25 protein-coding genes are annotated in these 26,989 nt (G+C 43.6%); 10 read left to right on the forward strand and 15 right to left on the reverse strand.

Features of this window, described 5'->3' with window-relative positions; translation table 11 throughout:
* The first annotated feature begins 45 nt into the window (after positions 1-45).
* A complete protein-coding gene (locus tag PNC201_RS11525) occupies positions 46-771 on the forward strand; it encodes a UDP-2,3-diacylglucosamine diphosphatase (RefSeq protein ID WP_102057129.1) in 726 nt (241 codons plus the stop codon).
* Positions 772-780: 9 nt separating this feature from the next.
* Here the strand turns inward: PNC201_RS11525 and miaE are convergent, their stop codons facing one another.
* Positions 781-1,563: a tRNA isopentenyl-2-thiomethyl-A-37 hydroxylase MiaE gene (gene miaE / locus PNC201_RS11530; RefSeq protein WP_102057130.1), complete on the reverse strand. Its 783-nt coding sequence runs from the start codon at positions 1,561-1,563 to the stop codon at positions 781-783.
* A 209-nt stretch (positions 1,564-1,772) separates the two neighbouring features.
* Here miaE and PNC201_RS11535 point away from each other — a divergent pair, with 209 nt between their 5' ends.
* Positions 1,773-2,372, forward strand: coding sequence for a Yip1 family protein (locus tag PNC201_RS11535; RefSeq protein WP_010606742.1), 600 nt, complete (start codon positions 1,773-1,775; stop codon positions 2,370-2,372).
* A 195-nt stretch (positions 2,373-2,567) separates the two neighbouring features.
* Here the strand turns inward: PNC201_RS11535 and PNC201_RS11540 are convergent, their stop codons facing one another.
* The 8 genes from PNC201_RS11540 to pspA all read right to left on the reverse strand — a co-directional run bounded on the left by PNC201_RS11540 (position 2,568) and on the right by pspA (position 9,196).
* On the reverse strand, positions 2,568-2,912 hold the full coding sequence (locus PNC201_RS11540; protein WP_010606741.1) for a 4a-hydroxytetrahydrobiopterin dehydratase: 345 nt from the start codon (positions 2,910-2,912) through the stop codon (positions 2,568-2,570).
* Positions 2,913-2,922: 10 nt separating this feature from the next.
* Positions 2,923-3,720 carry a phenylalanine 4-monooxygenase gene (gene phhA / locus PNC201_RS11545; protein ID WP_039497094.1) on the reverse strand — a complete coding sequence of 266 codons (798 nt, stop codon included), beginning with the start codon at positions 3,718-3,720 and terminating at the stop codon, positions 2,923-2,925.
* A 255-nt stretch (positions 3,721-3,975) separates the two neighbouring features.
* The gene (locus tag PNC201_RS11550) at positions 3,976-5,154 is read right to left on the reverse strand and encodes a trans-sulfuration enzyme family protein (RefSeq protein ID WP_010606739.1); all 1,179 of its coding nucleotides are present in this window, start codon (positions 5,152-5,154) and stop codon (positions 3,976-3,978) included.
* Between the two features lie 190 nt (positions 5,155-5,344).
* Positions 5,345-6,370, reverse strand: coding sequence for a TIGR01620 family protein (locus tag PNC201_RS11555; RefSeq protein WP_102057131.1), 1,026 nt, complete (start codon positions 6,368-6,370; stop codon positions 5,345-5,347).
* The gene (locus PNC201_RS11560) at positions 6,367-7,779 is read right to left on the reverse strand and encodes a YcjX family protein (RefSeq protein ID WP_102057132.1); all 1,413 of its coding nucleotides are present in this window, start codon (positions 7,777-7,779) and stop codon (positions 6,367-6,369) included. The genes PNC201_RS11555 and PNC201_RS11560 overlap by 4 nt, the downstream gene beginning before the upstream one ends.
* Before the next feature lie 48 nt (positions 7,780-7,827).
* Positions 7,828-8,229, reverse strand: coding sequence for an envelope stress response membrane protein PspC (gene pspC, locus PNC201_RS11565; protein WP_010606736.1), 402 nt, complete (start codon positions 8,227-8,229; stop codon positions 7,828-7,830).
* Complete coding sequence (pspB, locus tag PNC201_RS11570; protein ID WP_010371190.1) at positions 8,226-8,459, reverse strand: envelope stress response membrane protein PspB; 234 nt, start codon at positions 8,457-8,459, stop codon at positions 8,226-8,228. The genes pspC and pspB overlap by 4 nt, the downstream gene beginning before the upstream one ends.
* A gap of 77 nt (positions 8,460-8,536) precedes the next feature.
* Complete coding sequence (pspA, locus tag PNC201_RS11575) at positions 8,537-9,196, reverse strand: phage shock protein PspA (RefSeq protein WP_010371188.1); 660 nt, start codon at positions 9,194-9,196, stop codon at positions 8,537-8,539.
* Between the two features lie 182 nt (positions 9,197-9,378).
* Between pspA and pspF the strand changes: the two genes are divergently transcribed.
* The 8 genes from pspF (at position 9,379) to PNC201_RS11615 (ending at position 17,993) form a co-directional block, all read left to right on the forward strand.
* Complete coding sequence (gene pspF / locus PNC201_RS11580; RefSeq protein ID WP_102057133.1) at positions 9,379-10,470, forward strand: phage shock protein operon transcriptional activator; 1,092 nt, start codon at positions 9,379-9,381, stop codon at positions 10,468-10,470.
* Positions 10,471-10,472: 2 nt separating this feature from the next.
* Positions 10,473-12,080, forward strand: coding sequence for an ABC transporter substrate-binding protein (locus tag PNC201_RS11585; RefSeq protein WP_442793307.1), 1,608 nt, complete (start codon positions 10,473-10,475; stop codon positions 12,078-12,080).
* A gap of 1 nt (position 12,081) precedes the next feature.
* Complete coding sequence (locus PNC201_RS11590) at positions 12,082-13,116, forward strand: ABC transporter permease (protein WP_102057135.1); 1,035 nt, start codon at positions 12,082-12,084, stop codon at positions 13,114-13,116.
* A complete protein-coding gene (locus tag PNC201_RS11595; RefSeq protein ID WP_010371175.1) occupies positions 13,103-13,996 on the forward strand; it encodes an ABC transporter permease subunit in 894 nt (297 codons plus the stop codon). The genes PNC201_RS11590 and PNC201_RS11595 overlap by 14 nt, the downstream gene beginning before the upstream one ends.
* On the forward strand, positions 13,996-15,003 hold the full coding sequence (locus tag PNC201_RS11600) for a peptide ABC transporter ATP-binding protein (protein ID WP_010606731.1): 1,008 nt from the start codon (positions 13,996-13,998) through the stop codon (positions 15,001-15,003). Before PNC201_RS11595 ends, PNC201_RS11600 begins: the two co-directional genes overlap by 1 nt.
* Positions 14,988-15,749: an ATP-binding cassette domain-containing protein gene (locus PNC201_RS11605; RefSeq protein ID WP_102057136.1), complete on the forward strand. Its 762-nt coding sequence runs from the start codon at positions 14,988-14,990 to the stop codon at positions 15,747-15,749. The genes PNC201_RS11600 and PNC201_RS11605 overlap by 16 nt, the downstream gene beginning before the upstream one ends.
* An 18-nt stretch (positions 15,750-15,767) precedes the next feature.
* The gene (locus tag PNC201_RS11610) at positions 15,768-16,796 is read left to right on the forward strand and encodes a helix-turn-helix domain-containing protein (RefSeq protein WP_102057137.1); all 1,029 of its coding nucleotides are present in this window, start codon (positions 15,768-15,770) and stop codon (positions 16,794-16,796) included.
* Positions 16,797-16,865: 69 nt separating this feature from the next.
* Positions 16,866-17,993: a nuclear transport factor 2 family protein gene (locus PNC201_RS11615; protein WP_102057138.1), complete on the forward strand. Its 1,128-nt coding sequence runs from the start codon at positions 16,866-16,868 to the stop codon at positions 17,991-17,993.
* A 68-nt stretch (positions 17,994-18,061) separates the two neighbouring features.
* On the opposite strand, the gene PNC201_RS11620 is transcribed toward PNC201_RS11615, so the two are convergent.
* The 6 genes from PNC201_RS11620 to tig form a co-directional block, all read right to left on the reverse strand.
* The gene (locus PNC201_RS11620) at positions 18,062-19,972 is read right to left on the reverse strand and encodes a SurA N-terminal domain-containing protein (protein WP_102057139.1); all 1,911 of its coding nucleotides are present in this window, start codon (positions 19,970-19,972) and stop codon (positions 18,062-18,064) included.
* A 173-nt stretch (positions 19,973-20,145) separates the two neighbouring features.
* Positions 20,146-20,418 (reverse strand): nucleoid-associated protein HU-beta, encoded by a 273-nt coding sequence (gene hupB / locus PNC201_RS11625; protein ID WP_010371157.1) that lies wholly within the window; start codon positions 20,416-20,418, stop codon positions 20,146-20,148.
* Between the two features lie 216 nt (positions 20,419-20,634).
* Positions 20,635-22,992, reverse strand: a complete 2,358-nt coding sequence (gene lon, locus PNC201_RS11630) for an endopeptidase La (RefSeq protein WP_102057140.1) — start codon at positions 22,990-22,992, stop codon at positions 20,635-20,637.
* 293 nt (positions 22,993-23,285) lie between these two features.
* Positions 23,286-24,569: an ATP-dependent protease ATP-binding subunit ClpX gene (gene clpX, locus PNC201_RS11635; RefSeq protein ID WP_010606725.1), complete on the reverse strand. Its 1,284-nt coding sequence runs from the start codon at positions 24,567-24,569 to the stop codon at positions 23,286-23,288.
* A gap of 122 nt (positions 24,570-24,691) precedes the next feature.
* A complete protein-coding gene (gene clpP, locus PNC201_RS11640; RefSeq protein WP_010606724.1) occupies positions 24,692-25,309 on the reverse strand; it encodes an ATP-dependent Clp endopeptidase proteolytic subunit ClpP in 618 nt (205 codons plus the stop codon).
* 333 nt (positions 25,310-25,642) lie between these two features.
* On the reverse strand, positions 25,643-26,947 hold the full coding sequence (gene tig / locus PNC201_RS11645) for a trigger factor (protein ID WP_010606723.1): 1,305 nt from the start codon (positions 26,945-26,947) through the stop codon (positions 25,643-25,645).
* Positions 26,948-26,989 lie beyond the last annotated feature (42 nt).

Below are 26,989 nucleotides of genomic sequence, written 5' to 3' on the forward strand. Positions count from 1 at the left end.
ATTCAAGGCCAGTATTTATGCTGGCCTTATTAGTTTTGAGGTCCCATGGGTAAAACCTATTTTATCGCCGACTTGCATTTAACCGAGCACCGCACTGATATCACCGACGCATTTTTCGCTTTTCTCGACCATCATATGACCGCCGATGTCGACGCTTTATATATTCTGGGTGATTTTTTTGAAGTGTGGATTGGAGACGATGAAAAAGACCCCTACGCCCTAAGTATTGCACAAAAACTGCGAAGCTTGAGTCACCTTGGCATTAAAGTCTTTTTTATTCACGGTAACCGTGATTTTTTAATCAAACAAGCCTTTGCTGACGAATGCCAAATGACTTTGCTACCTGAACAAGCGGTGATAGATCTATACGGCACACCAACGGTGATTTTGCACGGCGACGAGATGTGTACACAAGACGAAGCCTATCAAAAGTTTCGTAAGAAGAGCCGCGGTTGGTGGTGGCCAAGACTGATGCTTGCTATGCCACTTTGGTATCGTCGCAGAGTCGCTGCAAATGCAAGACGTAAGAGCATTGAAAACCAAAAAGGCAAGCCCCTCGAGATTCTAGATGTCACCGAAGAAGCAGTGGCAGACATGTTCGCAAAACATGGCGTAGACAATATGATCCACGGCCACACCCACAGACCAAAGGTGCACACATACCAAGGCGGTAAGGTACGCACTGTGCTTGGCGATTGGTATTCACAAAGTTCATATATCGTCGTTGATGACAGTGGCAAACAGCAGCTCCTTTGCCACCCTTTTGAATAAATTTAGTGCTTAAATAGGCGCACCTGAGTGGAACTTGAAATCAAGGTCCGGTGAGCGGATAAGCTCGTTTTCCACTTGCTGAAATAGTTGAATGCGCCCAGCTACGTCACAGCGCTTAGGATCTGTTGCGTTGGCAACTTGATGCGCTAAATCAATATAGTCTTGGTAATGTCTGGCTTCTGAGCGCAATAGCGACACATAAAACTTAGCAATTTCTTGATCTAAGTGTGGCGCAAGTTTAGCGAAACGCTCACATGAACGAGCCTCAATGTAGGCACCAATGATCAGTTTATCAACCAGAGCTGCGGGTTCATAAGTGCGAATGTGTTTAATCATTCCAGACGCATAGCGAGATGCTTGTACGTACTCAACAGGAATATCACGTGCCCTTATGATTTCTAGCACCTGTTCGAAGTGATGTAGCTCTTCTTTGATAAGCCTCACCATCTTACTCAAAATATCTTGATTGTAAGCATATTCAGGTCGTGCAGTTAGCTCACCAATCAATTCATTTTTACTGCCTGAAAACTCGCCATCACCAACACTGCGATAAATAAAATCTTCGTAAGGTTGCAACCAACTTAACAATGTTTTTGCAGACGCATCATCTATTGCATATTTACGAATTAAGAAGGCCGCGCTTTGTGCCGCTTTTAACTCACAATGCATATGATCGATAAGCAACAATGGTAAGTGCTCGCTTTGTTTTGCTTTTTCAATCCAAGCTTGCGGGGTTTCACAGCCTAAAAATTGGTTAATAGGCGCAAGTAAATCTGTGTACTTTTCTAACATAACAACAAAAGACTAATGTGTTTGCGCCATTTTATCATAACTTCTCGCTACAAGGTGCACCACTAGGCTATTCCCCAAGAAGTTTTAGATCATTCTGAAAATAGTAATATTGCTATTCAACTACATTTTCTTGACAAAAATTAACTCATCTCTCATAACTTAATTGAATTGTACAAAAATAGTACAAACCTATATTTGAGGGGCTAACTATGATCTTTAATCATCTATGGGGCTTATATGCTCACCCGCACGAAGAGTGGCAAACAATTGATAACCGTCACGAAAGTATGTTTTACAGTTTGTCACATATTGCACTTGTTGCGCTGATCCCAAGCATTATGGGGTATTATTCTTCAGTCTACTTAGGCTGGAGTGTTGGTACTGGGGATGCTGTCTATTTAACTCATGAGTCGGCAATATTAATTGGTGTTGCAATGTACTGCGCATTAATTGCAGGCGTCTTTATTCTGGCGTATCTCGCCCACTGGATGGCCATCACTTTTGGCTCAACACCGACCTATACACAGACTCTAGAGTTATCGGCTTACACGGCAACACCAATGTTTATGTCGGCTTTTGCGGCATTTTATCCTGAGCTTTGGTTTGTCGTATCGGTTGGGATGGTTGCACTGGCGTACTCCGTTTACCTGCTTTATACGGGCGTGCCTATTCTTATGCATATTCCTGAGGAGCGTGGGTTTATTTATGCCAGCTCGGTTGTGACTTGTGGCCTAGTGCTGTTAGTCATCATTCTTGCTGCAACCGCTATCTTGTGGACTAATGGTATAATTAGCCCTACGTTTACGTAGCCTGAGGGTGGGATAAAAATAGATTAATCTATGTCTGCTAACGCTAGTTGTATTTGCTTGGAAAATGAAAAGACGAACGTTTTCTTGGCTTTTATCCTAAATGATGAATAAAAACGGCGCTTGTTTAGCGCCGTTTTTATTTTGTAGGTCGAAATATGACATGGGTTGTCGATATTTGTCGACATAAATGTCGACCTACTGTGCTGCGAATACTTCGTCAGTTTTAGCGGCACAAATAAAATCGTTTTTATGAAGACCTTTAATAGAGTGGCTCCACCACGTTACCGTCACTTTACCCCATTCGGTAAGTAGACCTGGGTGATGGCCTTCTTCTTCAGCCATATCACCCACCTTGTTTGTGAACGCAATTGCTTGTTTAAAGTTTTTAAACTTGTAAACACGCTCAAGCTGCATAATACCATCGCGTACTTCAGGTACCCAATCAGGGATCTGTTTGATCAGAACCGCTAGTTCTTCATCTGATACTTTAGGCGCATCCGCACGACACGCTTCACATTTTTGTGCACTTAAATCAGACATTGATAATTCCTTAACTTGCTAGTTTTTCTTTTGGCGGAAACTTAGGTTCAAATAACCCTAGCTCTTTTGCTTGTTCAACCAGCGACATGATATCCATTTTAGAGATCTCAAATAAGTCGTTGATTGAGTTAATTGTATAGTAAACAGGTTGCATAATGTCGATGCGATAAGGTGTACGTAACACATCTAACACGTTAAGTGGATTAATTTCTGGTTTGTCAGAGTAGACATATTGAGTCTCACCTGGACTTGACAGCACACCGCCACCATAAATACGCAGACCTTGCTCTGTTTGCATCAAACCGAATTCGACGGTAAACCAGTATAAGCGTGCAAGGTATACGCGGTCTTTCTTCTCCGCGGCGTAGCCTAGCTGACCATACTTGTGTGTAAACTCAGCGAATGCTGGATTCGTTAGCATTGCACAATGGCCAAAAATCTCATGGAAGATATCTGGTTCTTGCAGGTAATCAAACTCTTCTCTTGAGCGAATAAAGGTCGCTACAGGAAACTGCTTGTTGGCAAGCAATCGAAAGAACTCATCAAAATCAATCAGTGCGGGCACTGGCGCTACCTGCCAACCCGTTTCTTTCGCTAGTGCTTCGTTTAACTCACTTAGTTGTGGAATGCGGTCTTTTGGTAAGTTAATTTTCTCAAGGCCTGCCAAATATTCATCACAAGCTTTGCCTTCGATACACGCTAGCTGACGTGCAACTAACTCTGACCAAATTTGATTCTCTTCATCTGTCCAAGCGATAACACCATTTTCATCTGGCTGCTTAGATACATATTTACTTGCTTTAGCCATTTTACATTCTCACTTACTTCACCCCGAGTTGATGATCTTGCAATTTCAATTGCTGTCCTGTTGATGGTTCGGAGCGCTTCAACTTGTGACTTTGATACTAAGTAAAAGTGAAGGAAAGTTTAATAGTGAGCACGTTTATCACATTTCGCACAACAAGCATTTTCGTAAACTATAAAATACACACCTGTAAAACTAAAATTACACACATAATAAAAAGGGGCTAAACCCAGCCCCTTTGTAAAAATTAACTTACAGCTATATTTTATCAAACGCCTGCTTAAGATCGTCAATAATGTCTTCTACGTCTTCAAGCCCCACTGAAATCCGAATTAGTCCATCAGAAATTCCCGCAGCTAACCTTTCCTCTTGTGTATAAGGAGAGTGTGTCATTGATGCCGGATGTTGAATGAGCGTTTCCGGATCACCTAGACTTACCGCTAACGTACACAGCTCAGTCGCATTGATAAATTGCTCACCCTGCTCTAGCGAGCCGTTGATTTCAAAAGCAATTACCCCACCAGCCCCTTTCATTTGTTCACCAAGAAATTGGTAACCAGGATGCGAAGGTAAACCTGGGTAGTAGACTTTATTCACTTTAGGGTGCGCTTCTAGGAACTCAGCTACCGTTTGTGCGCTTTGACAGTGGCGTTGTACACGCAAAGCTAAGGTTTTCAACCCTCGATTGATTAACCAAGCATCATGAGGACTGATTGTAGCGCCAATGTCTTTTAACACGGTTAATTTGATAAGTTCTATGTGCTCTTTTGAACCGCACACGAGCCCTGCTACCACATCTCCATGACCATTTAGGTACTTGGTTGCGCTATGCACAATAAGATCAGCACCATAATTCACAGGCTTTTGTAAAAGCGGCGTCATGAAAGTATTGTCAACGACAAACAAGAGCTCGTGCTGTTTAGCGATCTCCCCTAACATTTTCAGATCTAATACCGTCATGTTGGGGTTGATTGGCGTTTCAGCAAACAATAGTTTTGTATTTTCCTGTACCGCATCACGTAACGCTTGTTCATCGGTTAAGTCAACAAATGACACCTCAATACCGAATTTAGGCAACATATGCGCAAATAGTGCGAAGCTACAGCCATACAATGCGCTTGATGCAATCATATGGTCGCCTTGCTGTAAAAAGCTCAGCACCGATGCAGACACGGCACCCATACCAGTGGCGGTCGCCGCAGCATCTTCCATTCCCTCGAGTCGAGCTACTTTTTCTTCTAGCTCTCGCGTCGTAGGGTTGCCTAAGCGAGTATAGATATAGCCGGGCTCTTCACCGGCAAACCTTGCGGCTCCTTGCGCTGCGTCTTTAAAGTGGAATGTTGAGGTTTGATACAAAGGAGCGGTTAACGCCCCATGTGGGTCGTCAAAATGATTGGGTCCGTGAATACACTGACTGTCATCTCTTAATTTTTTCATACTTGCCTGCTGGTTTTATTATTGCCAACCAAATAAACATGGTAGTGAATTGATTAGCGTCGTTTTTGTGTAATAACCAATATGTAGGGCAGTTTAGAAAAATAGACAAGCATGCCAGATGGGGAGACGGCTAGTTCACTTATTGTGACTAGCCAGTTTTACTTAAAGAGGTGTATAAAATTGTTGCCGCTTAATCTTTTTTGCTACGCCTTAATAGCACATCAACGACTGAGCTAATCGCATTTTTTAAAAGACTTTGTTTGTGCTCCAAGCGTGGCAATGGTCGACAAAGTTCCATCGCCTTATAGCCCAAGCGGGCTGTGAATATCCCAGCACTTAGGCCCTGTGCCGAACGGGTAGAAAGCTTGCCAAGTAATTCAGCCCCCACACTGGTCGCAGCAAGGTCGCTTACCAGTTCACTTGCGCCAACAAATACCATTTGCTTCAACAACATTTTATACAAGGTGATGCGGCTACGATACGCTAATCGAATACCATAATGTTTGCTGATCTTTTCCACCAGCACGACTCCGCGCCAAAGCACCGCCAGCATATCCACAAGTGCAAGTGGACTTAAAGCAACTAAGAGCGCCGATGTTGTTGCATGCTCCTGAATTAGCTTTTTAGCTTCAGCATCTTGGCCTCGGAGCAAAGTTTTTTCATATAAAGTGATGACTTCTTTGTCTGTGTGGTGAGGCTGTAACGCCTCTTCAAATGCGGCAACCTTTTGCTCTGGATGCGCTTTTAATAGTGGCCCAAGCCAAGCTCGCGCCTCGCCAATTTGGTCACTCTGTAATAAGCGCAGGGCATCATGCTTAATTTGCTGATGTTGTTTTAGCTTGCTAAGTGCGATGACTTCCGAAAATAAGAACTTAAATAGCGCAAGCAACCCAAGAGACAACACGGTGGTGTATAGACTAAACAGCAGAATATTTTGCTCATAGCTCTCTATCAAGGTCAGTGCTGTTTCCACAATGATAAGTATTAATAGCGCAAGCAAAAAGCACTGCTTAAACCCAAATCGCCAAGGCGATTCGTAAATACGTTCAATTTTCGGTAACTCGGGTTCAGGCACAGCATCAAGGCTTTCACTCACAACCAGCTCGTTGCCGAGAACTTTGCCTTCACCACCCAAATGTTGAGACTCATCTTGGCGTTCAGTATCGATGTTTAAGCGCCTACCCGAGCCTTGGTAAGATTTTGTCTGATCTGTCATCTTAATTTATCTCCAATTAAGAACTGCAAAGCATGATCAAGCCTGATATGCGATAAGTTTCCTTGCCTCGCAGGTAGCGGTTCAAACGCTAAAAACTCAAACCCACTTTGGGGCCAAGCCTGCGCTTTTGGAACGTGATCAGGCGGGGTTGGTGGTACATAATTAATAAACTGCTGCTCGCCGACTGGCTTGCCGTAGATACATTGCACATGTTGCGTCCCCTCTTTCACCGCCCTTGACTCAACACTTCTCACCGAAGAAAGAGACATCGTATCCACGGTTACCCCGTTGAAGCGAAGCTCATTGGCACTGTCCACCAGCATTTCATTTAACAACCTTGTCAAATTGGTTTGCTGCTCGTTCAAGACGCCATCACATTTGTTGGCGGCAAATAGCACCTTATCTATTTTTGGGTTAAATAAACGAGACAAAAAGCCACTTTTACCATGGGAAAACATGGCGAGGATCTGCTTTAACGCATCTTCTTGCTCTTTCAGTGTGTCATAGCCATCACTTAGGCTACCCAATAGATCAACTAACACGACTTGGCGGTCAAACTGACAAAAGTAATCTTTGTAAAATGGCGCGACGACTTGCTTTTTGTAGGCTTCAAAACGCTCCACAAGCTGTTGATATTGTGAATGCTCGGTAATGTCGTTTGGGTGAACTTGTACCGGGAAAAACAGCAATATTGGCGCTCCCTCAAGGTCACCTGGGATCAACGCTCGGCCAGGTTGCAGGTTAGATAAACGAGTATTCCGCTGCAACTGCGCTAAAAGCGCATGGTAACTTTGTGCAAGCATTTTCAGCTTACTTTCATCCACCGCTTCCGTCCCATCAAACTGCTTGAGGAGCTGTAAAAACGTTTGTGCAAATGGCTGGTATTTAGGCTTATTTAATAATGCAAATTGCTGCTCACACCACTCGGGAAAAGTCATTTTAAGTAGCGGCAAGTCCATTAACCATTCACCTGGGTAATCATATAGTTCAAGGTATAGTGTATGGGTTTGCGCTAAGTGCTGTTTGAGTCCGCGTTCACTATGATACCTAAACGCCAGTGTTAAGGTGTTGATACGTTTGGTTGACGCAGGCCATGTTGGCGGCTCTTCCAACAAACAAGTTATCGCTTGCTGATAGTCAAAAGTTGGTACCGCCAGTGCCTTCTGCGGCTCAGGACGACACGCAACAAGACGACCTTCACTCACGACATCTAAAAACGGTAAGTTGTCGGTGCTCGTTTGGGTAGTCAGATGCTTGATAAGAGCCGTGATAAATGCGGTTTTCCCGCTGCCACTAAACCCGGTTACGGCAAGCTTTATATGCTTATCAAAAGAGCGGTGGAGCGTTTTTTTGGCTTGTTGTTTTAACTTATCTAGGGAAGATGGGGTTCGAAAACGTGACGTAGTCATAAGTAGAAAAGTGCCCCTCAAGAAAATGCCAAGGCGGCCAATACCGCCTTATAGCTTGTCAATTTCTCTGCTAACCGTAAATTCAGGGGAAGTTACGTAGCGTTCCATGTTCTGAATGCGACCATCAAGTCGTGATAATCTGTCTTTTAGGTCATAAAGTGCCTGTCTTGGCGGCTCGCCTTTTTGCCACACCTTAAACTTCACCGATACTTTATCCTCATCTTTCGCATCAGGCGAACGGTTTGGTGTCACTTCACGTTTATCTAAAATAAACCAGCATGCCACATACACGACGATAAATAATGGGCCACCAGATAATAGCACGGCTGTGATGAATAAAATCCTAACAAGCCATAACTCCATGTTGAAGTAATCGCTAAGACCTGCGCATACCCCTGCTATCTTGCCGCGACTTGGGTCACGATATAGCTCTCGCTTTACTCTACTCATAACTTGCGTCTCCATTGTGGTGACTCTTGATCAAGTAAAGCTTCTAACGTTTCAACACGATCTGCCATTTTTTCTGCCTTGCTGGCTAATTCGATAAGCTGACGATGCTCGTGTTCACTTAACCCTTGGCTTACCTGCTTTTTGCTACGGTAGTGCAAAATCAACCAAAGTGGTGCCACGATGACCATAAAAATAATCAACGGAGCCATTAAAACTTCTGCGTCAAACATAATCTTCTCCTGCCTTCAACCTGGCTGTTATTATTGTAGTTGGTTAGCACCTACCCTGACAGTAGGTGCGACTATTTTCACTTTTCAGCCATTTTCTTTTTCAGCTGTTCAAGCTCATCGTCAATCTTTTCGTTCTTTTGCAGATCAGCAATCTCATCCGCTAAAGATTTCTTACCTAAATCGTAAGATTCGATTTGCGACTCTAGGCCATCGATTTTGCTCTCATAACGCTCAAAGCGATTTAGGGCATCATCTACTTTACTGCTGTCGAGTGCCTTTTTCACCTCTAAACGAGATTCTGCTGAGCGCTGACGTAGTACAATCGCTTTTTGGCGCGCTTTTGCGTCGGCCAGTTTATCTTGTAATGTACTGACTTCTTGCTGCAGCTTTTCAATGTGCGTGTCTACATGCTCTAGCTCTTTTTCAAGGGCTGCAACATCTTCCGCAGACTTTTGCTTTTCAAGTAAAGCAGCACGTGCTAAATCTTCACGTTCTTTACTTAATGCAAGCTCTGCTTTGGTTTGCCAATCATCTACCTGTGCTTTTAGCTGATCTAGACGGCGTGTTAACTCCTTTTTCTCAGCGAGTGTTTTTGCTGAGGTCGATCTTACTTCAACTAGTGTATCTTCCATTTCTTGGATAATTAGGCGAACCATTTTTTCTGGATCTTCGGCTTTATCCAAAATAGCATTAATATTAGAATTCACTATGTCTGCAAAACGAGAAAAAATTCCCATAGTGGTTACCTCTTTGGTTAATAGCTAAATTGCTTACTTCTATGTATCAAATAGCTTGCCAACTTTAACAAAATTAAAAATATAATAAAATCATAAGGTTATTTTATTTTTAAAAAGCCTTTAGTTATCACTTATTTTAAAATACACTAGTTATTAGTAAAAACCACTAAGAGTTAGGCAATATGAGCCGTTTTCGCCAACAGGATAATTTATTAGGCCAATCTGACAGCTTTTTAGCTGTGCTAGACAAGGTTTCACAGCTCGCTCCTTTAGAAAAGCCCGTGCTTATTATTGGCGAGCGTGGCACAGGTAAAGAGTTAATTGCGGCACGTTTGCATTATCTCTCAGAGCGGTGGGATCAGGAATACGTCAAACTAAACTGTGCAGCCCTAAACGAAAACCTTTTAGAGAGTGAATTATTTGGTCACGAGAGCGGTGCCTTTACTGGTGCAAGCAAGCGCCATGAAGGTCGATTTGAACGCGCTAACAGTGGCACACTGTTTTTGGATGAGTTAGCTAATACCTCTGCAATGGTGCAAGAAAAGCTCTTGCGTGTAATTGAATACGGTGAGTTCGAGCGAGTTGGCGGCAAGCAAACCGTAAAAGTAGATACTCGACTGGTATGCGCTACCAATGAAGATCTCCCCACTCTTGCCGATGCTGGAGAGTTCAGACACGACTTATTGGACCGCCTCGCATTTGACGTCATCACCTTACCGCCATTAAGAGCGAGAAAAGAAGACATCTTATTATTGGCCGAACATTTTGCGATAAATATGGCTCGGGATTTAGGATGGGAGTTATTTAGCGGCTTTACCCGCAAAGCCATCGAAAAGCTGCTTGATTACCCGTGGCCCGGCAATATCCGTGAGCTCAAAAATGTAGTTGAACGTAGTTTATATCGTCATGGCAATGATCAAATTCCGGTTCATGATATTGTGTTTGACCCCTTTGCTAGCCCATTTAGGCCGAGCCAACGGATCAAAGCACCAAATGCCCAGCCAACAACTGCAGCCACTCATAAAGTTGAGCCGTTGCCTACGGCGCAACCGAGTAATGAACAACAGGCAGATCCAGCCCTCGAGTTCGACTTCCCTTGTGATTTAAAATCGCTTTCCAACGGCTATGAAATCACAATGCTGCAAAAAGCGCTTGAATTTAGTCAATTTAATCAAAAGAAAACTGCACAAAACCTTGGTTTGACGTATCATCAACTTAGAGGTTATTTGAAAAAATACAACCTACTGGACCAAAACCAAAAACAAGAGGCATAGTGGTGCGTAAATTGTTTTTTGGTGTGCTGTGTACCGCTTTATTTGGCTGTACGGATCAGACGCCAAATAAAGTGAATGATAAGTCACAAGGCTTAGTATATTGTGCAGAAGCGAACCCTGTGTCATTTAATCCACAAGTGACCACAACAGGGTCTACGATTGATATTATTGCCAATCAGCTTTATGACACCTTGATCAGTATTGATCCTGAAAACGGCGAATTCTTACCTGAGTTGGCAACGTCTTGGCAGGTCAGCAAAGACGGTAAATCTTTCACTTTTACCCTGAGGGATGATGTCCAATTTCACGATACCCTCTACTTCACACCAACAAGAAAAATGAATGCCGATGATGTGGTATTCTCATTTAACCGTTTATTTGATGTTTACAATCCGTACCACTTTGTTGGTGATGCAAATTATCCTTATTTTCAAAGTATTGGACTCGACCAACTGATCCGCCAAGTAAAAAAAGTGGATGAACATACCGTTCGCTTTGATCTGTTCAACGCGGAAAGTAGCTTTTTATCCAATATCGCCACAGACTTCGCTGTCATTCTTTCTAAAGAATATGCCGATCAGCTTATACAGCTTGAACATAAGCAAGATTTTGATCAAAAGCCCGTAGGCACAGGTCCGTATAAGTACCGTGAATTTTTACGTGATAACCTGATCCGATATTATCGCCATGAGCATTACTGGAAACACCCGGTATACATGGAACAATTGGTCTACGATATCACCACCAATGGCACTAGCCGCATCGCAAAAATGCTAACTAAAGAATGTGATATTACGGCGCACCCCAGTGCTACCCAGCTCACCGTGCTTGAGCAAAGAAAAGACATAGAAGTTGAAAAGGCCGCAAATCTGAATATAGGCTACTGGGCATTCAACACCGAAAAGCCACCATTTGATAATCCGTTGGTCCGCAAAGCGCTGGCGCACAGCATAGATTTTGAAAAAATCATGCAAGCGGTATTTTACAACAATGGAATTTTAGCCCGCTCGATGCTTCCCCCTTCTTCATGGGCATTTGAAGCACAGCAAAAAATGCCAACATATGACCCTGAAAAAGCCAAAGAGTATTTGAAACAGGCTGGTCTTGAGGGTGGTTTTTCCATGACCTTATGGGCCATGCCGGTGTCGCGAATTTACAATCCTAACGCGCGGAAAATGGCTGAGCTTATTCAACGTGATTTACGTGATATTGGCGTCAATGCCAGAATCGTCGAGTACGAATGGAATACCTTTATTGAACGCGTTGGCCGCCATGAGCATGATAGCGTGTTGTTAGGCTGGGCAGCAGATACACCTGATCCAGACAATTTCTTCAGCCCATTATTGAGCTGCACTGCAACATTTAGTGGCAAAAACCCTTCCAACTGGTGTAATCCGGAGTTTGACTTATTGCTCACTCAAGCGTTAGACACCAACAATATGGAAGAAAGAAAATACTATTATCAGCAAGCACAAAAAATGGTCATTGAGCAACTGCCTCTCGTTCCAATTGCGCACGGGCTAAGGTTCCAAGCAACTAGCTCTGATATCAAGGGCGTCTCATTACGTCCATTTGGTGGTATTTCGCTCGCTGAGGCAAGGAGAGACTAACATGTTCGCAAAATATGCTTATCGACGACTGAGCTTGCTTTGCTTTATGTTGTTTACCCTAACGATTTTTACTTTCGCCCTCAATTATCTGTTTCCTGGTGAGTTGATCACTAACTTCAGTGGTGAAGTCAACTCGAGTTATGCCCAAACGCAGGCGCTAGTTGAAAAATATCGTATTGAAGAAAATATCTTTGTGCAATATGCCGCGTTTATGACTCGTATGTTTGAAGGCGACTGGGGTTTATCTTTATCATCAGGGCAGCCCGTGCTTTCTCATGTGAAACATCTATTTCCAGCAACGCTTGAGCTGTGTTTATATGCTTTGACGGTTGCAGTCTTGATTGGTGTACCAAGTGGAGTAATAGCCAGCGCTTATCATAAAAAGTGGCCAGATAAGCTCATTAACTCATTAAGCTTGATGGGATTTTCCATTCCAGTTTTTTGGTTAGCCCTGCTGCTTATTATGGCATTTTGTCTGGGCCTTGGGCTTTTCCCCATGTCCGGTAGAATTGGCTTACTTTATGAAATACAGCCCGTTACTCATTTTATTCTGATTGATATTTATCTTGAAGATTTTCCCTATGGTGGTGCCGCATTTTGGGATGCACTTCATCATTTAGCGCTGCCGACAATTGTGCTGGCTATGTACCCAACGACAGTTTTGATCCGCTTTACTCGCGACTCTATGCTCGAAGTCCTCGACCAGAACTATATTAAAACAGCTAGAGCAAAAGGCCTTAATCGCAGCCAGCTTATCATCCACCACGCGCTGAGAAATGCGCTGCTTCCAGTGATAAAACAAATTGGTCTCCAATTTAGCACGCTCATCACACTTGCGATGATCACTGAGGTGATATTCTCTTGGCCTGGGATCGGTCGATGGTTAATTGAAAGCATCTATCAACGTGATTTCCCCGCCATCCAAGGGGGACTGCTCGCGGTGTCTTTCTTTGTTATCATTGCCAACATGTTGTCTGATTTTATTCACTCGATACTCGATCCGCTCGCAAGGAATCAGGCTCATGGCAAAGTTTAATCTATTTACCGAAGAGTCTAATCGCTCACCTTTATTTAGGTTATGGCGTAAATTCCGCTCAAACCACGTTGCGCTAGTGGGTTTATGGCTGTTTGTTGCTCTGACGGTGTTGGCTTTAACAGCGCCGCTGATCGCGCCCTATGGTGTTAACCAGCAGCATGCTGATGCCCTGTTGCTACCACCTTCTTGGCATGACGATGGCGATGTGCGCTTTATACTCGGTACAGATGATTTAGGGCGAGACATCTTATCGCGCTTAATGAATGGAGCAACCTACACGTTTGGTTTATCTATCATTGCAGCCTTGGTTACCACGGCGCTCGGCGTCGTACTTGGTACGCTTGCTGGCGCCAGTCGAGGCTTAAAATCCAGCTTTCTTAATCACTTATTGGATATTACGCTCGCCATTCCTTCGTTATTGCTGGCCATTATCATCATTGCTATATTGGGGCCAGGTTTGATGAATACAGTGTGGGCGATTATCTTCGCGCTATTGCCACAATACATCCACTCGATTAGAAACTTAGTGGTCACTGAGCTGAGTAAAGACTATATCATCGCCTTTAAGCTTGATGGTGCAACACGCTGGAAACTGCTCGTCCGTGGCATACTGCCTAACATTTACGAGCATATCGTGGTTATCTTCACCATGGCGCTGTCGACTGCTATTTTGGATATTGCGGCACTTGGTTTCTTAAAGCTCGGTGCGCAGCCTCCATCGACCGAATGGGGTGCTATCCTCCAAGAAAACTTAAGTTTAATTTATCTCGCGCCTTGGACTGTAGGCCTCCCAGGTGTATTGCTTTTTTTGGCAGTACTGTCTACCAACTTGGTTGGTGATGGACTGCGTGAAGCGCTGAAACAACGTAAGGCAGATTAATGCAATTACTAGACATTAAGAACCTCACCATTGAACTACGTACCGAAGACGGTGTTATTCGCGCGGTTGATAAGGTCAACCTTAGCCTTAAAGAAGGCGAAGTTCATGCACTTGTCGGTGAGTCTGGCTCTGGTAAAAGTCTGATCGCCAAAGCCATTGTAGGGGTACTCAATCAGCGCTGGACAGTAACCGCAGACCGCATGCACTGGCGTGGCGTTGACCTTATGCGTTTATCTTCAGAAAAGCGCAGAAAGCTCGTCAGCCAAGATATTGCGATGATTTACCAAGAGCCAAGTCGAAGCCTTGACCCAACCGCTACCATTTTCGACCAAGTCGCGGAATCTATTCCCGATAGCGTCTTAAAAGGTGGCTTTTTTGGTCGTAGAAAAGCACGAAAAGAAAAGGTCCGAGCGCTATTGCACAAAGCTGGGATCCGAGACGATAAAAAGATCTGTAGCAGTTACCCACATGAGCTTTCTGAGGGGATGTGCCAAAAAATCATGATTGCGATGGCCATCGCCAGAAGCCCTAAATTACTTATTGCCGATGAGCCAACCACCGCACTTGAGAGTACCGCCCGCGCGCAAGTATTTCGATTGCTCAAGGCATTAAACCAGCTTAAGAACATGTCGATATTAATGATTTCGCATGAGCTAGAAGAGATCTCCGACTGGTCCCACGCAATGCATGTGCTCTATTGCGGACAGATGGTTGAAGCAGGTCCTACTCAGGCTATTTTTAAACAGCCATTACATCCCTACACCCAAGCGCTAGTTAAGAGTTTACCTGACTTTGGTCAAGGGCTCGGCCATAAAGAAGCATTTTATGCCTTGAAAGGCACTATTCCCCCATTACAGCATTTACCCATCGGATGCCGCTTGGGGCCGAGATGCCCTCAAGCACAAAAAGAATGTGTCGTCACGCCAAGACAAAGTCGCTCGCATGGCCATAGTTATGCTTGCCACTTTCCGTTAATTAAGGTGAAGCAAAAATGCAACCCGTCTTAAAAGTACAGTCCTTAAACAAGTCCTACACTTCTCGTCAAGGGCTGCTCAGACGCCGCTCGATGCAGGTACTCAGAGATGTGTCGTTTGCGCTTGCTCCCGGACAAACCCTCGCAATCATAGGCGAGACTGGCTCTGGTAAAAGTACGCTCGCCAAAGTACTTGCCGGTGCCGACATGGCAGACTCAGGACAAATATTACTAAACGGCCAAATTGTAGAAGACGCTGGTATTCGCAATCATGACTGTCGTACTATTCGCCTTATCTTTCAAGACCCAACTCGCTCGCTCAACCCGGGTCTCACCATTGGGGATATGCTTGATGATTGTCTACAATACAATACTGAACTCACCGAAGAGCAGCGTTATAAGAAAATCCGCATCACACTCAGCCGCGTCGGGCTACTTGGCGAACACATAGACTATTATCCTCATATGTTTAGTGGCGGGCAGTTACAGCGGGTTGCCTTAGCGCGGGCCCTTATTTTAGACCCAAAAGTGCTGGTATTGGATGAAGCGTTGTCATCATTAGACCCATCCGTACGGGCGCAAACCGTAAATCTGCTGCTAGAGCTACAAGCAGCAACGGGACTTGCGTACGTGCTTATCACACATCATTTGAGTTTGGTTCGTCACATGAGTGATGAGATTTTGGTATTAAATCGCGGTAAAGTCGTCGAATATGGCGAAACCGAACGTGTGTTCAATACTCCAAAATCTAAAACCATGCAGAAGCTGCTATCTGCTTAATTTCGCGGGGAATAAGTAATGGATTTTAGTGCCCATCTGTTATTTTTCTTCTCACTTATCGGGGTGTTTAATGGCTTTATTCTCAGCGTCCTACTGCTAATAAAATTTCAGGAGGCAAAAGCACTGCGCTGGGTGTCGGTGCTTCTCATTTTACTTTGTATTCGAATTGGCAAATCAGTCCTTTTTTACTTTAACCCAGAGCTGGATAAAACGATTCTGCAAATAGGTTTGAGTGCCTACTTTTTGCTTGGCCCCTGCCTGCTTAATTTTGTACTTGCAAGCTACAGTGAAACCAAAAATCGTTATCTAACAATACACTTTTTGGCATTAAGCGGTTTTATTATTGGATTTGGTATACTTATGCCCTATCAGCTTCACCCTGAAATTTGGCAAATGTGGGGTTACAAAGGCACATCCTATTTTTGGCTAGGTTATTTACTGATAAGTTCTTATACTTTTTATCGTCTAGCTACAGACAAAAGCGCCAATGGCAACGCTGAGTTTCATCTAACTTTGGTTGTGATCTGCGGTTGCTGGCTCATTTGGGCCGCGTATTTCTTTTCGTCATTCACTTCTTACATCACAGGAGCACTCACGTTCAGCTTTGTGCTCTATTTAAGCATCCTTTTCGCACCCAAATTACTACGAAAACCAACTGCTAATGAAAAGAAATATGCCAATACGCACATAAGCGACGATGAATACAATCAGCTCATAGCCAAACTTGAGTCGTTAATGTCAGAAAGCAAGCTATTTACTGAGCCGGATTTAACGCTCCCCCGATTGGCCAAACGATTAGGCACGAGCCACAACAAATTATCGCAAATAGTAAATCGCCACTATCATTGTAACTTTAAACAATATCTCAATGGCTTGAGAGTTGAATATGCGAAACACTTGCTTTCGAGCACCAACATGCCGCTGGAACACCTTGCACTGGAGTGTGGTTTTAATTCTGCATCCACATTTTTTGCCGCATTTAAGAAGCTCACGGGGTACTCTCCAAATAGCTTTAAGCACTCCGAGAACATACTCTCAGACTCCTAAAATATACTCTAGGTGACTGCTTTAATTAAATAAGTTTATGTTTCTTCTGAGTCATTACAGGAGAAGCTTATGACCCTATCAAAACTAGTACCATTGTTATTTTTACTACTTATCCAAACCAGCATCGCCATCGCTTTTGAGGATGAGACCGCTAAAATTACCGCTACATTAAACCACTACATCGGTGGCACCGCGAATAACCAGCCTGAAATGATAAGAAAAGCGTTTCATCCCGATGCGATGCTTATTTTAGAAAAGTCAGACCAAGCGATGTGGCAAGTCCCGTTGAAAGAGTATTTGAGTTGGTATAAAGGCTCGAAAAAAGACACAGGCAGGCGCGCAAAAATTCTAAATATCAGCGTGAATGATCACCTTGCACAGGCCAAAATCCGCATTGATATATTGAAGTCAAACGTGCAGTACATCGATCACCTACTCCTAAAGAAAATAGCTGGCACATGGAAAATCATCAGTAAATCTGCGCAGCAAACCACGCTAACTTCCGAGCAAGTAACGAACTTAGGTCGCCGAGTGCTCATTGTCGCGTCAAGCAAGGCCTTTCACGGCGATAGTCAGCTGCCAGCTGGCACGAGCTTCGAAGAGCTACTCAGTGCCTATGACGTATTTACTCAAGCAGGACTAATTGTTGATTTTGTCAGCACACAAGGTGGCGCGCTAAACCTGAGCTATATAAATACTTCAAACGGTGAACATAAAAAGTACCTTTACCAACCTGACTATATGTATGCGCTCAGCAACACAATGCGTCCAGCTGAAATCGACCCTAGCCAATATGCGGCAATCTATTATGTTGGCGGCAGTAATGCCATGTATGAAGTAGCAGAAAACCTTACTCTACAGCGTATTGCTATGCATATATATGAACAAAACCAAGGTGTTGTTGCCGCTGTATGCCACGGCACAGCTGGTATCATTAATTTGCGCTTGAAAAATGGCGAGTATCTCATCAAAGGAAAACAAATCACTGGTTACCCTACCGCATTTGAAAATCCAGATAGAGCGTATTTCAAGCATTTTCCTTTTCAAATTCAGCCTAAAGTGGAAGAGCTTGGAGGGAATTTTGTATATGGAGAGCGGGATGCGTCTTTTATCAAGGTAGATAGCCGCATAGTGACGGGCCAGAATTATCAGTCTTCACAAGCGGTTGCAAGCACCGTACTTGAGCATATTCAATAATACCGATATCCCTGTCACAAGGCATAAAAAAGGCGCCGTGTTGGCGCCTTTCTGCTATCTAAAAACGATTATTGCTGCTCTGTGACCTGTAACTGTGGTCTTTTCACTTCAGACTTAGCTTCAAGTGCTGCTAGTAGCTCAAGATAGTTTTTGTTTGCATAAGAAGCCGTGATTGACTGCTTCTGCTGCGCATCAACTTTGCCATCAACTTCAGGCGTGGTTACAGACTTCAGCACCACAAATGCCGAGTCACCATTACCAAGCTCTACAAGTGCAGATTCTGTTTCTGCTACACCAGGCTGAGGCAATTTAAATGCTTCTGCTGCGATAGCTGGCGGTACGTCGTAGCTACGACGCTTAAGCTCAGTCACGCTTTTCACTTCGATATTTTGTGCTTTGGCAATCTCAGCTAAAGTAGAACCACCTTGTAGTTGCTCAAATAGTGACTGTGCTTTCTCTGCAATTAATGTCGACGCTTTTTCATTGCTCAACTGCGTTTTGATCTGCGCGCTGACTTCCTCAAGTGGCTTCGTCGCTGCCGCTTTATGCTCAGCAACACGAACCACCACGATATGCTCTGGTGCAACTTCTAACACTTCAGAGTTTACGCGGTCTTCTAGCAGCTCTGGCGTGAAGATAGTATTGCTTATCGCTGGTGAATTCAGTGGCTCAGGAAGCGCATTACGACTTACCAGCTCAGTTGATTTGATTTCAACGCCAGCGGCTTCAGCAGCGTCTTGTAGCGAGTCAGCCATTTCAAAAGCAAGTTCAGCTACACGGGTTTGCTTTTGATAGAACGCATCGATCTTAGCTGCTTTTTCAAGCTCTGCACGAAGGTTGTCTTTTACGTCTTCAAAAGATTGCGCTTGTTGGCGTTGAATGTCCGTTAGCTTGATAATGTGAAAACCAAACTCAGATTCAACCACTTCAGATACATCACCTACCGCGGCAAGAGCAAATGCTGCATCTTCAAACGCCGGATCCATCATGTCCCTTTCAATCCAATCTAGATCACCGCCAAGCTCAGCGCTCACCACGTCGTCAGATTTTTCTTCTGCAACAACGGCAAAGTCAGCACCGTTATTCAATTCAGCCAGAATTTCATCTGCTTTTTGTTTAGCGGCTTCAGCATCTTCGCTTGCATCAACAAGAATGTGTGACACGCGGCGTCTTTCAGGTTCAAGATATTGGTTTTTTTGCTCTTCGTAATACGTTTTTAACGCTTCCTCAGTAACTGGTTCTGCAGGCGCTAAATCTTCAGCTTTTAGCTCGATATAGTTAACCGCCACCAATTCTGGAGCTTGAAACTGAGTTTGATTCAAGTCGTAATAGTTCTGAACTTCTTCATCTGATACTGACACTTCATCTTTCACCAACTCTTTGCTTAATACCGCATAGTCGATAGCACGAGTTTGTTGCTGTAGCGCAATAGATTGCTGAAGTTCGTTTTTCAGTACAAAATCAGTGCCAGCAACTGCAGAGATTAACTGCGCACGAGTCATCTCGTCACGAAGATATTCACGGAAGCTATCTGGCTGGAAGTTCATTTGACGGATAACTTGTAAGTAACGGTCGTTACTGAATTCTCCACCAATTTGAAAATATGGCATTTCAACAATCGCTTTTTTAACCTGCTCATCGCTCACACGAAGACCAAGCTCTTTAGCTAATTGAGTTTGTAATTCTTGTTGTACTAATTGATCAACAACACCTTGGCGAATTTGCGCCATATAATTAGGATCGGCTGCAATCTGTGCAAAGTATTCGCCAAACTGTTGCTCTAGTCGTGCGCGTTCATTTGAGTAAGCACGAGAAAACTTGGTTTGTGAAATCTTTACTCCGTTCACTTCTGCGACAGGCTGCTCTGTGGTTTGACCTAGGTAACCACCGATCCCTGCTAACGCAAAAGATAAGATGACTAAACCTAATACGATTTTAGCCGCCGGGCCTTGCGAGCCTTCTCTGATCTTTTCAAGCATTTATTGTTTCTCTTATCTAAGTCAAAGCACTAAAGCACTTTGTGTTTGCTAGATTTGGGTTAAGCATTACACCAATCAGATTAGTGATGGTATAAAAAAAGCGTATCTTAGCAGATACGCCTTTTATCTTGAAGCAGTTCGCGATGACTCTGCACCGCCTAATTCAAATTGAATTAGTTTACTGCGTCTTTAAGCGCTTTACCCGCTTTGAAAGATGGGATGTTAGCTGCTGCGATTTGAATAGTCTCACCAGTTTGTGGGTTACGACCAGAACGTGCAGCACGCTCGCGCACTGAGAAAGTACCAAAACCTACAAGTGCAACAGAGTCACCGTCTTTTAGTGCACCCGTTACAGACTCAATGAATGAATCTAGCGCACGACCAGCAGCCGCTTTAGAAATGTCAGCATCAGCTGCGATTTGATCGATTAATTGAGATTTATTCACAATATCATCCTCTTCCATAGTTATTGTCAAAAGTTACTTCTTACTGGTAACTTTTGCTATTCATTTAGAGACATCACAGCGACTCTCTAATTCTCGAAATCTTTCTCAAGCCTAGTGATTACGGGGCTTCCGAACCAGTAGGCTTGAATACAGTGCCTAACTTAACACACCTTTTAGATTTGAAAAGCCTTTTCACTCAATTTTTTGGCTTTTTTCTTAGTTTTTTTGCGATTCCACACTAAAACTGTCTATTGGGTGCGCTAACGCCAGTGATAATACCTCATCAATCCATGACACCGCATGAATATCAAGCCCTTCAAGAACATTCTCAGGAATTTCCTTTAAGTCACGCTCGTTCTTTTTCGGTATTAAAACTCGTTTAATTCCACCACGGTGCGCTGCCAATAATTTCTCTTTCAGACCACCGATAGGCAGAACTTCACCACGCAAGGTTATTTCACCTGTCATCGCGACATCTGCACGTACTGGATTGCCAGTGAGGCTTGACACTAAGCCCGTTACCATCGCAATACCGGCGCTCGGACCGTCTTTCGGCGTTGCACCTTCAGGAACATGAACATGAATATCACGTTTCTCGTAGAAATCGTCATTAATGCGTAGTTTGTCAGCACGGTTGCGCACAACCGTCATTGCCGCCTGAATTGACTCTTGCATCACATCGCCCAGCGAGCCGGTGTAAGCAAGTTTGCCTTTACCTGGTACTGCCGCACATTCGATAGTGAGTAAGTCACCCCCTACTTCCGTCCATGCAAGCCCGGTAACTTGACCAACTCTATCGCCGTCTTCCGCCTTGCCGTAATCGTGACGTTGTACACCTAAGAAGTCTTCAAGATTTTCTTGGTTAATCGCAACTTGCTTAACATTTTTATCTAGCAAGATGTTCTTAACGGCTTTTCGGCACAACTTAGAAATTTCGCGCTCTAGATTACGTACACCCGCTTCACGCGTGTAGTAGCGGATAATGCCAATGATCGCACTGTCTTCTATATTGATTTCAGACTCTTTTAATCCATTGCGTTTCACTTGCTTTGGAATTAAGTGCTGCTTGGCAATATTTAGCTTTTCGTCCTCGGTGTAACCAGAAAGGCGAATGACTTCCATACGGTCTAATAATGGACCTGGAATGTTAAAGCTATTAGAAGTCGCAACAAACATAACATCAGACAGATCGTAGTCCACTTCTAAATAGTGGTCTGCAAAGTTGCTATTTTGCTCTGGATCTAACACTTCTAGTAGAGCCGATGCAGGATCGCCACGCATATCCGATGACATCTTATCGATTTCATCCAACAAGAAAAGCGGGTTCTTTACGCCAACTTTCGACATGCTTTGGATCAATTTACCCGGCATTGAGCCAATATAAGTTCGTCTGTGTCCGCGAATTTCAGCTTCGTCGCGCACGCCACCGAGCGCCATACGTACGTACTTACGGCCAGTCGAACGCGCGATAGATTGACCTAAACTGGTTTTACCAACGCCTGGAGGACCAACCAAGCATAATATAGGACCTTTAAGCTTATTGGTGCGCTGCTGTACCGCTAGATACTCGATAATGCGGTCTTTCACTTTCTCAAGACCATAATGATCGGCATCTAGTATCTTTTGTGCACCAGCTAGGTCTTTTTTCACCTTTGAGCGTTTTTTCCAAGGTACATTGATCATCGTCTCAATGTACGAGCGCACAACTGTCGCCTCTGCAGACATAGGTGACATCATTTTAAGTTTGTTAAGCTCTGAAAGCGCTTTTTCTTCCGCTTCTTGCGGCATATTCGCTTCGCTAATACGCTTTTTCAGGGCTTCAAATTCGTCAGGAACATCATCCAGCTCACCAAGCTCTTTCTGAATAGCTTTCATTTGCTCATTCAGATAGTACTCTCGTTGGGATTTCTCCATTTGCTTTTTAACGCGTGAGCGGATCTTCTTCTCTACTTGAAGTAAATCGATCTCGCCTTCCATCAACGCCATCAAATACTCGAGACGCTCAGTCACATCGTTAATTTCTAGCACCTTTTGTTTTTCAGGTACTTTAATTGGCATATGAGCAGCCATCGTATCCGCTAAGCGTGCAGCTTCATCGATACCCGATACCGAAGTTAGTACTTCTGGTGGGATCTTTTTATTTAGCTTCACATAGCCTTCGAACTGGCTAATTGCGCTGCGAACTAATATGTCTTGCTCTTGCTCATCCACATCCTGAGATGGAATGTACTGAGCTTGCGCCAAGAAATATTCGTCTGTAATTAGAAACTCATCTATTTTTGCGCGTTGAGTACCTTCAACTAGCACTTTCACTGTGCCATCAGGTAGTTTGAGTAACTGTAGTACCGTTGCAATGGTACCAGTCTGATAGACATCATCAGTGCTTGGGTCATCAACTGAGGCGTCTTTTTGCGCAACTAAAAAGATTTGCTTGTCATTGTCCATCGCAGCTTCTAGGCATTTTATTGATTTTTCTCGACCTACAAACAGCGGGATCACCATATGCGGATACACCACTACATCGCGTAGCGCTAGCACAGGAATTTCTACTCGATCCGTTCTTTCAAGCGTCATTATGTTCTCTTCGCACTTCAATTAATTTTGGGAATACTGAGCTATATGGGGATAACGCAGATAAAGTTCAATAGTTTATAGTAATCCGCATCAAGTAGAGATCAATTTAACGTATAAAAAGCTTAGTTTTGACACTCAATTTACCGTGGTGAAATGTATGAAATATTCACCCTAAAAACTTGTCTCGCTATTGCCCTTTATTGTTATAGCAATTTGACTATATTGGTTTCTATCTGATGTGGACTAAGAAATAAAAAGGAGCGCTAGGCTCCTTTTTTCAATCTCATACTGAGCTATTCAGACGCCGCCTTTTCTTTACCGTTATTTTCGTAAATCATAATAGGGTCTGATTCGCCTTTGATCACCGTTTCATCAATGACGACTTTACTCACTTCTTCTAGTGAAGGAAGCTCATACATAGTATCAAGCAGTACGCCTTCGACAATCGAACGCAGACCACGGGCACCCGTTTTACGCTCCATCGCTTTATGAGCAATCGCTCGTAGCGCATCTTCACGGAATTCAAGGTCAACACCTTCCATCTTAAATAGCGCCGCGTATTGCTTAGTGAGTGCATTTTTCGGCTCATTTAGGATTTCAATTAGTGCTTCTTCGTCCAGTTCAGTCAAAGTTGCAACTACAGGCAAACGACCAATAAATTCAGGAATTAAGCCGTACTTAACTAAATCTTCAGGCTCTACGTCTTTAAACGTTTCGCTTAATGAGCGCTCAGAGTCTTTAGATTTAACTTCAGCACCAAACCCAATTCCGGTATTTTTTGTACTGCGCTGCTCGATGACTTTATCTAAGCCTGCAAACGCACCACCACAGATAAACAAGATCTTAGAAGTATCTACTTGTAAAAACTCTTGTTGCGGGTGCTTTCTACCACCTTGTGGCGGAACAGATGCAACCGTGCCTTCAATCAGTTTTAGTAGTGCTTGTTGTACACCTTCACCTGACACATCACGGGTAATTGATGGGTTGTCAGATTTTCTTGAAATTTTGTCGATTTCGTCAATGTAAACAATACCACGCTGTGCTTTCTCAACGTCGTAATCACATTTTTGCAGAAGCTTTTGAATGATGTTTTCAACATCTTCCCCCACATAACCGGCTTCGGTTAATGTCGTTGCATCTGCCATGGTGAACGGAACGTCAAGTAAACGTGCAAGCGTTTCCGCTAGAAGGGTTTTACCACTACCCGTTGGACCAATTAGTAGAATATTACTCTTGCCAAGTTCTACATCACCTTTACCACCTTGGTTACGCAGGCGCTTGTAGTGATTATAAACCGCAACAGACAAGACTTTTTTAGCGTGGTCTTGACCTATCACATAATCATCTAAGTGATTTCTGATCTCTTTTGGCACAGGTAATTTATCAGACGCGTCATGCTTAGGCGCAATATCTTTGATTTCTTCCCTAATGATGTCGTTACAAAGTTCAACGCACTCGTCACATATATAGACAGATGGACCGGCAATTAACTTACGAACTTCATGCTGGCTCTTACCGCAAAATGAGCAGTAGAGTAGCTTGCTATTCTTATCGCCGTCTGTTGGAGTGTCTGACATTCAGCTACCTCATTCAATTGCTGTTATCTCTAGATAACATCGTATTTCTTTTAACTATACCAAAGAAATTTGGCTTTGGCACAGTAGAAGCCAATGAATTCAATTCATCGGCTAATTCATAATCACTTAAGCTCTCGACGAGAGTGAACCGCATCAATCAGACCATATTCTAACGCTTGATCTGCAGTCATAAAGTTGTCTCGGTCTGTGTCATGCGCAACCACATCATAAGGTTGACCGGTGTGATCCGCCATTAAGCGATTCAATTTTTCTTTGATCGCCAAGATTTCACGAGCATGAATTTCAAAATCAGAAGCCTGACCTTGGAAACCACCTAAAGGTTGGTGGATCATCACACGCGAGTTCGGCAAGCAATAACGTTTACCTTTAGCACCGCCAGATAGCAAAAATGCTCCCATACTCGCAGCCTGACCAACACAAACCGTACTAACGTCAGGCTTGATAAAGTTCATCGTGTCGTAGATTGACATTCCAGCAGTCACAGAACCACCTGGCGAGTTGATATACAAGAATATATCTTTGTCAGGGCTTTCTGATTCCAAGAACAGCATCTGCGCCACAATTAGATTGGCCATATGGTCTTCGACTTGACCTGTTAAGAAAATAATACGGTCTTTTAACAGTCGTGAGTAAATATCATAAGAACGCTCGCCTTTAGCCGTTTGCTCCACGACCATAGGTACTAACGCATTGATTGGATCGATCATACCATCATTCATGTTTTTTATTCCTTATTAGCACAGAATCTATTGCCTATTCGCAGCAACTTTCATTGGACTTAGCGCGGTCCATAAAAACATTCTGTGATCGGTGTTTAGGCTAATACTTTTTTGAGCGAATTGAAACGAGTAGATATAACTGTATCAGTAATACTCAACGAAACCTGACTCGTAAAATAAGTATAGCTAATAAAATAAGCCATGCCTCAAGATATAAGTACTTAATGCTTCAATATCAAGGCTTAAAAACAAAAATGGCCCGAATTCTCTATTAGAGTAACTCGAGCCATTTAAACTTCAGCTTAGCTGTAAGTCAATGATTTCTTCAAAGACTTATTGAGCAGCCTGTGGATTCATGATGTCGTCGAATGACTTTTCAACATCAGAAACAGATGCAGCAGCAAGTACAGCTTCAACTGCTAGCTCTTCCATCGCAACGTTGCGCATTTGCTGCATTAGTTGATCGTTTGCTTTGTAGTATTCAACTACTTCACTTGGATCTTCGTATGCAGAAGCAACTGTATCGATTAGTTCAGCAACTTTATCTTCATCAACTTTGATGTCGTTCGCTTTGATCACTTCACCTAGTAGTAGGCCAGTTTTCACGCGAGTTACCGCTTGCTCGTGGAATAGCTCTGCAGGAAGCTCAGGCATGTTTTGAGCGTTGCCGCCAAAACGTTGTGCTGCTTGTTGACGAAGTGCGTCGATTTCTTGGTCGATTAGCGCTTTTGGCACTTCAACTTCGTTAGTTTCTAGAAGACCTTTGATCGCTTGATCTTTCACGTTAGCTTTAACCGCTTGGTTTAGCTCACGCTCCATGTTCTTCTTAACTTCTTCTTTAAGTGCGTCAACACCACCTTCAGCAACACCAAACTTAGTTGCGAACTCGTCAGTTAGTTCAGGAAGCTCTTGAACTTCAACTTTCTTCACAGTGATTGTGAATTGAGCCGCTTTACCTTTTAGGTTTTCAGCGTGGTATTCTTCAGGGAAAGTTACGTCAGAAACAACTTCTTCACCTGCTTTTTTACCAACGATACCGTCTTCGAAACCTGGGATCATACGACCTTGACCAAGCTCTAGAGGGAAATCTTCAGCTTTACCGCCTTCGAACTCTTCACCGTCGATTGTACCAACGAAATCAACCGTTACACGGTCTTTTTCGCCAGCTGCAGCATCACTCTCAGTCCAAGAAGCGTGTTGCTTACGAAGCGTTTCAAGCATGTTCGCTAGGTCTTCATCAGTGACAGAAACTGCAGGTTTCTCAACCGCGATTTTGTCTAGATCTTTAAGTTCAACTTCTGGGTATACTTCAAAAGTTGCATCGAATTCTAGATCTTTACCTGCTTCTAGTGACTTAGGAGCAAAAGATGGTGCGCCTGCAGGGTTGATTTTCTCAGCAATGATTGCTTCGATATAGTTACGCTGCATCAGATCGCCAGCAACTTCTTGACGTACAGCCGCGCCGTAACGCTTAGTGATGATTGACACTGGAACCTTACCAGGGCGGAAGCCATCGATACGCTGTGTTCTTGACAGTTTTTGTAGGCGTTTTTTAACTTCAGTCTCAACGTTCTCTGCAGGAACGGTGATGGTCAGACGGCGCTCAAGGCCTTGAGTCGTCTCAACAGAAACTTGCATGATTTACCTCAATCTTCATTTTTGGGCGACAAAGCGCCTTCC

Source organism: Pseudoalteromonas sp. NC201 (assembly GCF_002850255.1).
In the GTDB taxonomy this organism is placed as follows: domain Bacteria; phylum Pseudomonadota; class Gammaproteobacteria; order Enterobacterales; family Alteromonadaceae; genus Pseudoalteromonas.

Bases quoted from the DNA above. Each gene is read 5' to 3' on its own strand.
- PNC201_RS11620 (WP_102057139.1), bottom strand. From the start codon at position 19,972: ATGCTTGAAAAGATCAGAGAAGGCTCGCAAGGCCCGGCGGCTAAAATC.
- pspB (WP_010371190.1), bottom strand. From the start codon at position 8,459: ATGTTTGACGCAGAAGTTTTAATGGCTCCGTTGATTATTTTTATGGTC.
- miaE (WP_102057130.1), bottom strand. From the start codon at position 1,563: ATGTTAGAAAAGTACACAGATTTACTTGCGCCTATTAACCAATTTTTA.
- tig (WP_010606723.1), bottom strand. From the start codon at position 26,947: ATGCAAGTTTCTGTTGAGACGACTCAAGGCCTTGAGCGCCGTCTGACC.
- PNC201_RS11560 (WP_102057132.1), bottom strand. From the start codon at position 7,779: ATGACTACGTCACGTTTTCGAACCCCATCTTCCCTAGATAAGTTAAAA.
- PNC201_RS11600 (WP_010606731.1), top strand. From the start codon at position 13,996: ATGCAATTACTAGACATTAAGAACCTCACCATTGAACTACGTACCGAA.
- pspF (WP_102057133.1), top strand. From the start codon at position 9,379: ATGAGCCGTTTTCGCCAACAGGATAATTTATTAGGCCAATCTGACAGC.
- PNC201_RS11605 (WP_102057136.1), top strand. From the start codon at position 14,988: ATGCAACCCGTCTTAAAAGTACAGTCCTTAAACAAGTCCTACACTTCT.
- pspC (WP_010606736.1), bottom strand. From the start codon at position 8,229: ATGAGTAGAGTAAAGCGAGAGCTATATCGTGACCCAAGTCGCGGCAAG.
- PNC201_RS11550 (WP_010606739.1), bottom strand. From the start codon at position 5,154: ATGAAAAAATTAAGAGATGACAGTCAGTGTATTCACGGACCCAATCAT.
- PNC201_RS11595 (WP_010371175.1), top strand. From the start codon at position 13,103: ATGGCAAAGTTTAATCTATTTACCGAAGAGTCTAATCGCTCACCTTTA.
- PNC201_RS11525 (WP_102057129.1), top strand. From the start codon at position 46: ATGGGTAAAACCTATTTTATCGCCGACTTGCATTTAACCGAGCACCGC.
- phhA (WP_039497094.1), bottom strand. From the start codon at position 3,720: ATGGCTAAAGCAAGTAAATATGTATCTAAGCAGCCAGATGAAAATGGT.
- PNC201_RS11535 (WP_010606742.1), top strand. From the start codon at position 1,773: ATGATCTTTAATCATCTATGGGGCTTATATGCTCACCCGCACGAAGAG.
- PNC201_RS11540 (WP_010606741.1), bottom strand. From the start codon at position 2,912: ATGTCTGATTTAAGTGCACAAAAATGTGAAGCGTGTCGTGCGGATGCG.
- PNC201_RS11590 (WP_102057135.1), top strand. From the start codon at position 12,082: ATGTTCGCAAAATATGCTTATCGACGACTGAGCTTGCTTTGCTTTATG.
- PNC201_RS11555 (WP_102057131.1), bottom strand. From the start codon at position 6,370: ATGACAGATCAGACAAAATCTTACCAAGGCTCGGGTAGGCGCTTAAAC.
- clpP (WP_010606724.1), bottom strand. From the start codon at position 25,309: ATGAATGATGGTATGATCGATCCAATCAATGCGTTAGTACCTATGGTC.
- clpX (WP_010606725.1), bottom strand. From the start codon at position 24,569: ATGTCAGACACTCCAACAGACGGCGATAAGAATAGCAAGCTACTCTAC.
- pspA (WP_010371188.1), bottom strand. From the start codon at position 9,196: ATGGGAATTTTTTCTCGTTTTGCAGACATAGTGAATTCTAATATTAAT.
- PNC201_RS11610 (WP_102057137.1), top strand. From the start codon at position 15,768: ATGGATTTTAGTGCCCATCTGTTATTTTTCTTCTCACTTATCGGGGTG.
- lon (WP_102057140.1), bottom strand. From the start codon at position 22,992: ATGACGCTTGAAAGAACGGATCGAGTAGAAATTCCTGTGCTAGCGCTA.
- PNC201_RS11615 (WP_102057138.1), top strand. From the start codon at position 16,866: ATGACCCTATCAAAACTAGTACCATTGTTATTTTTACTACTTATCCAA.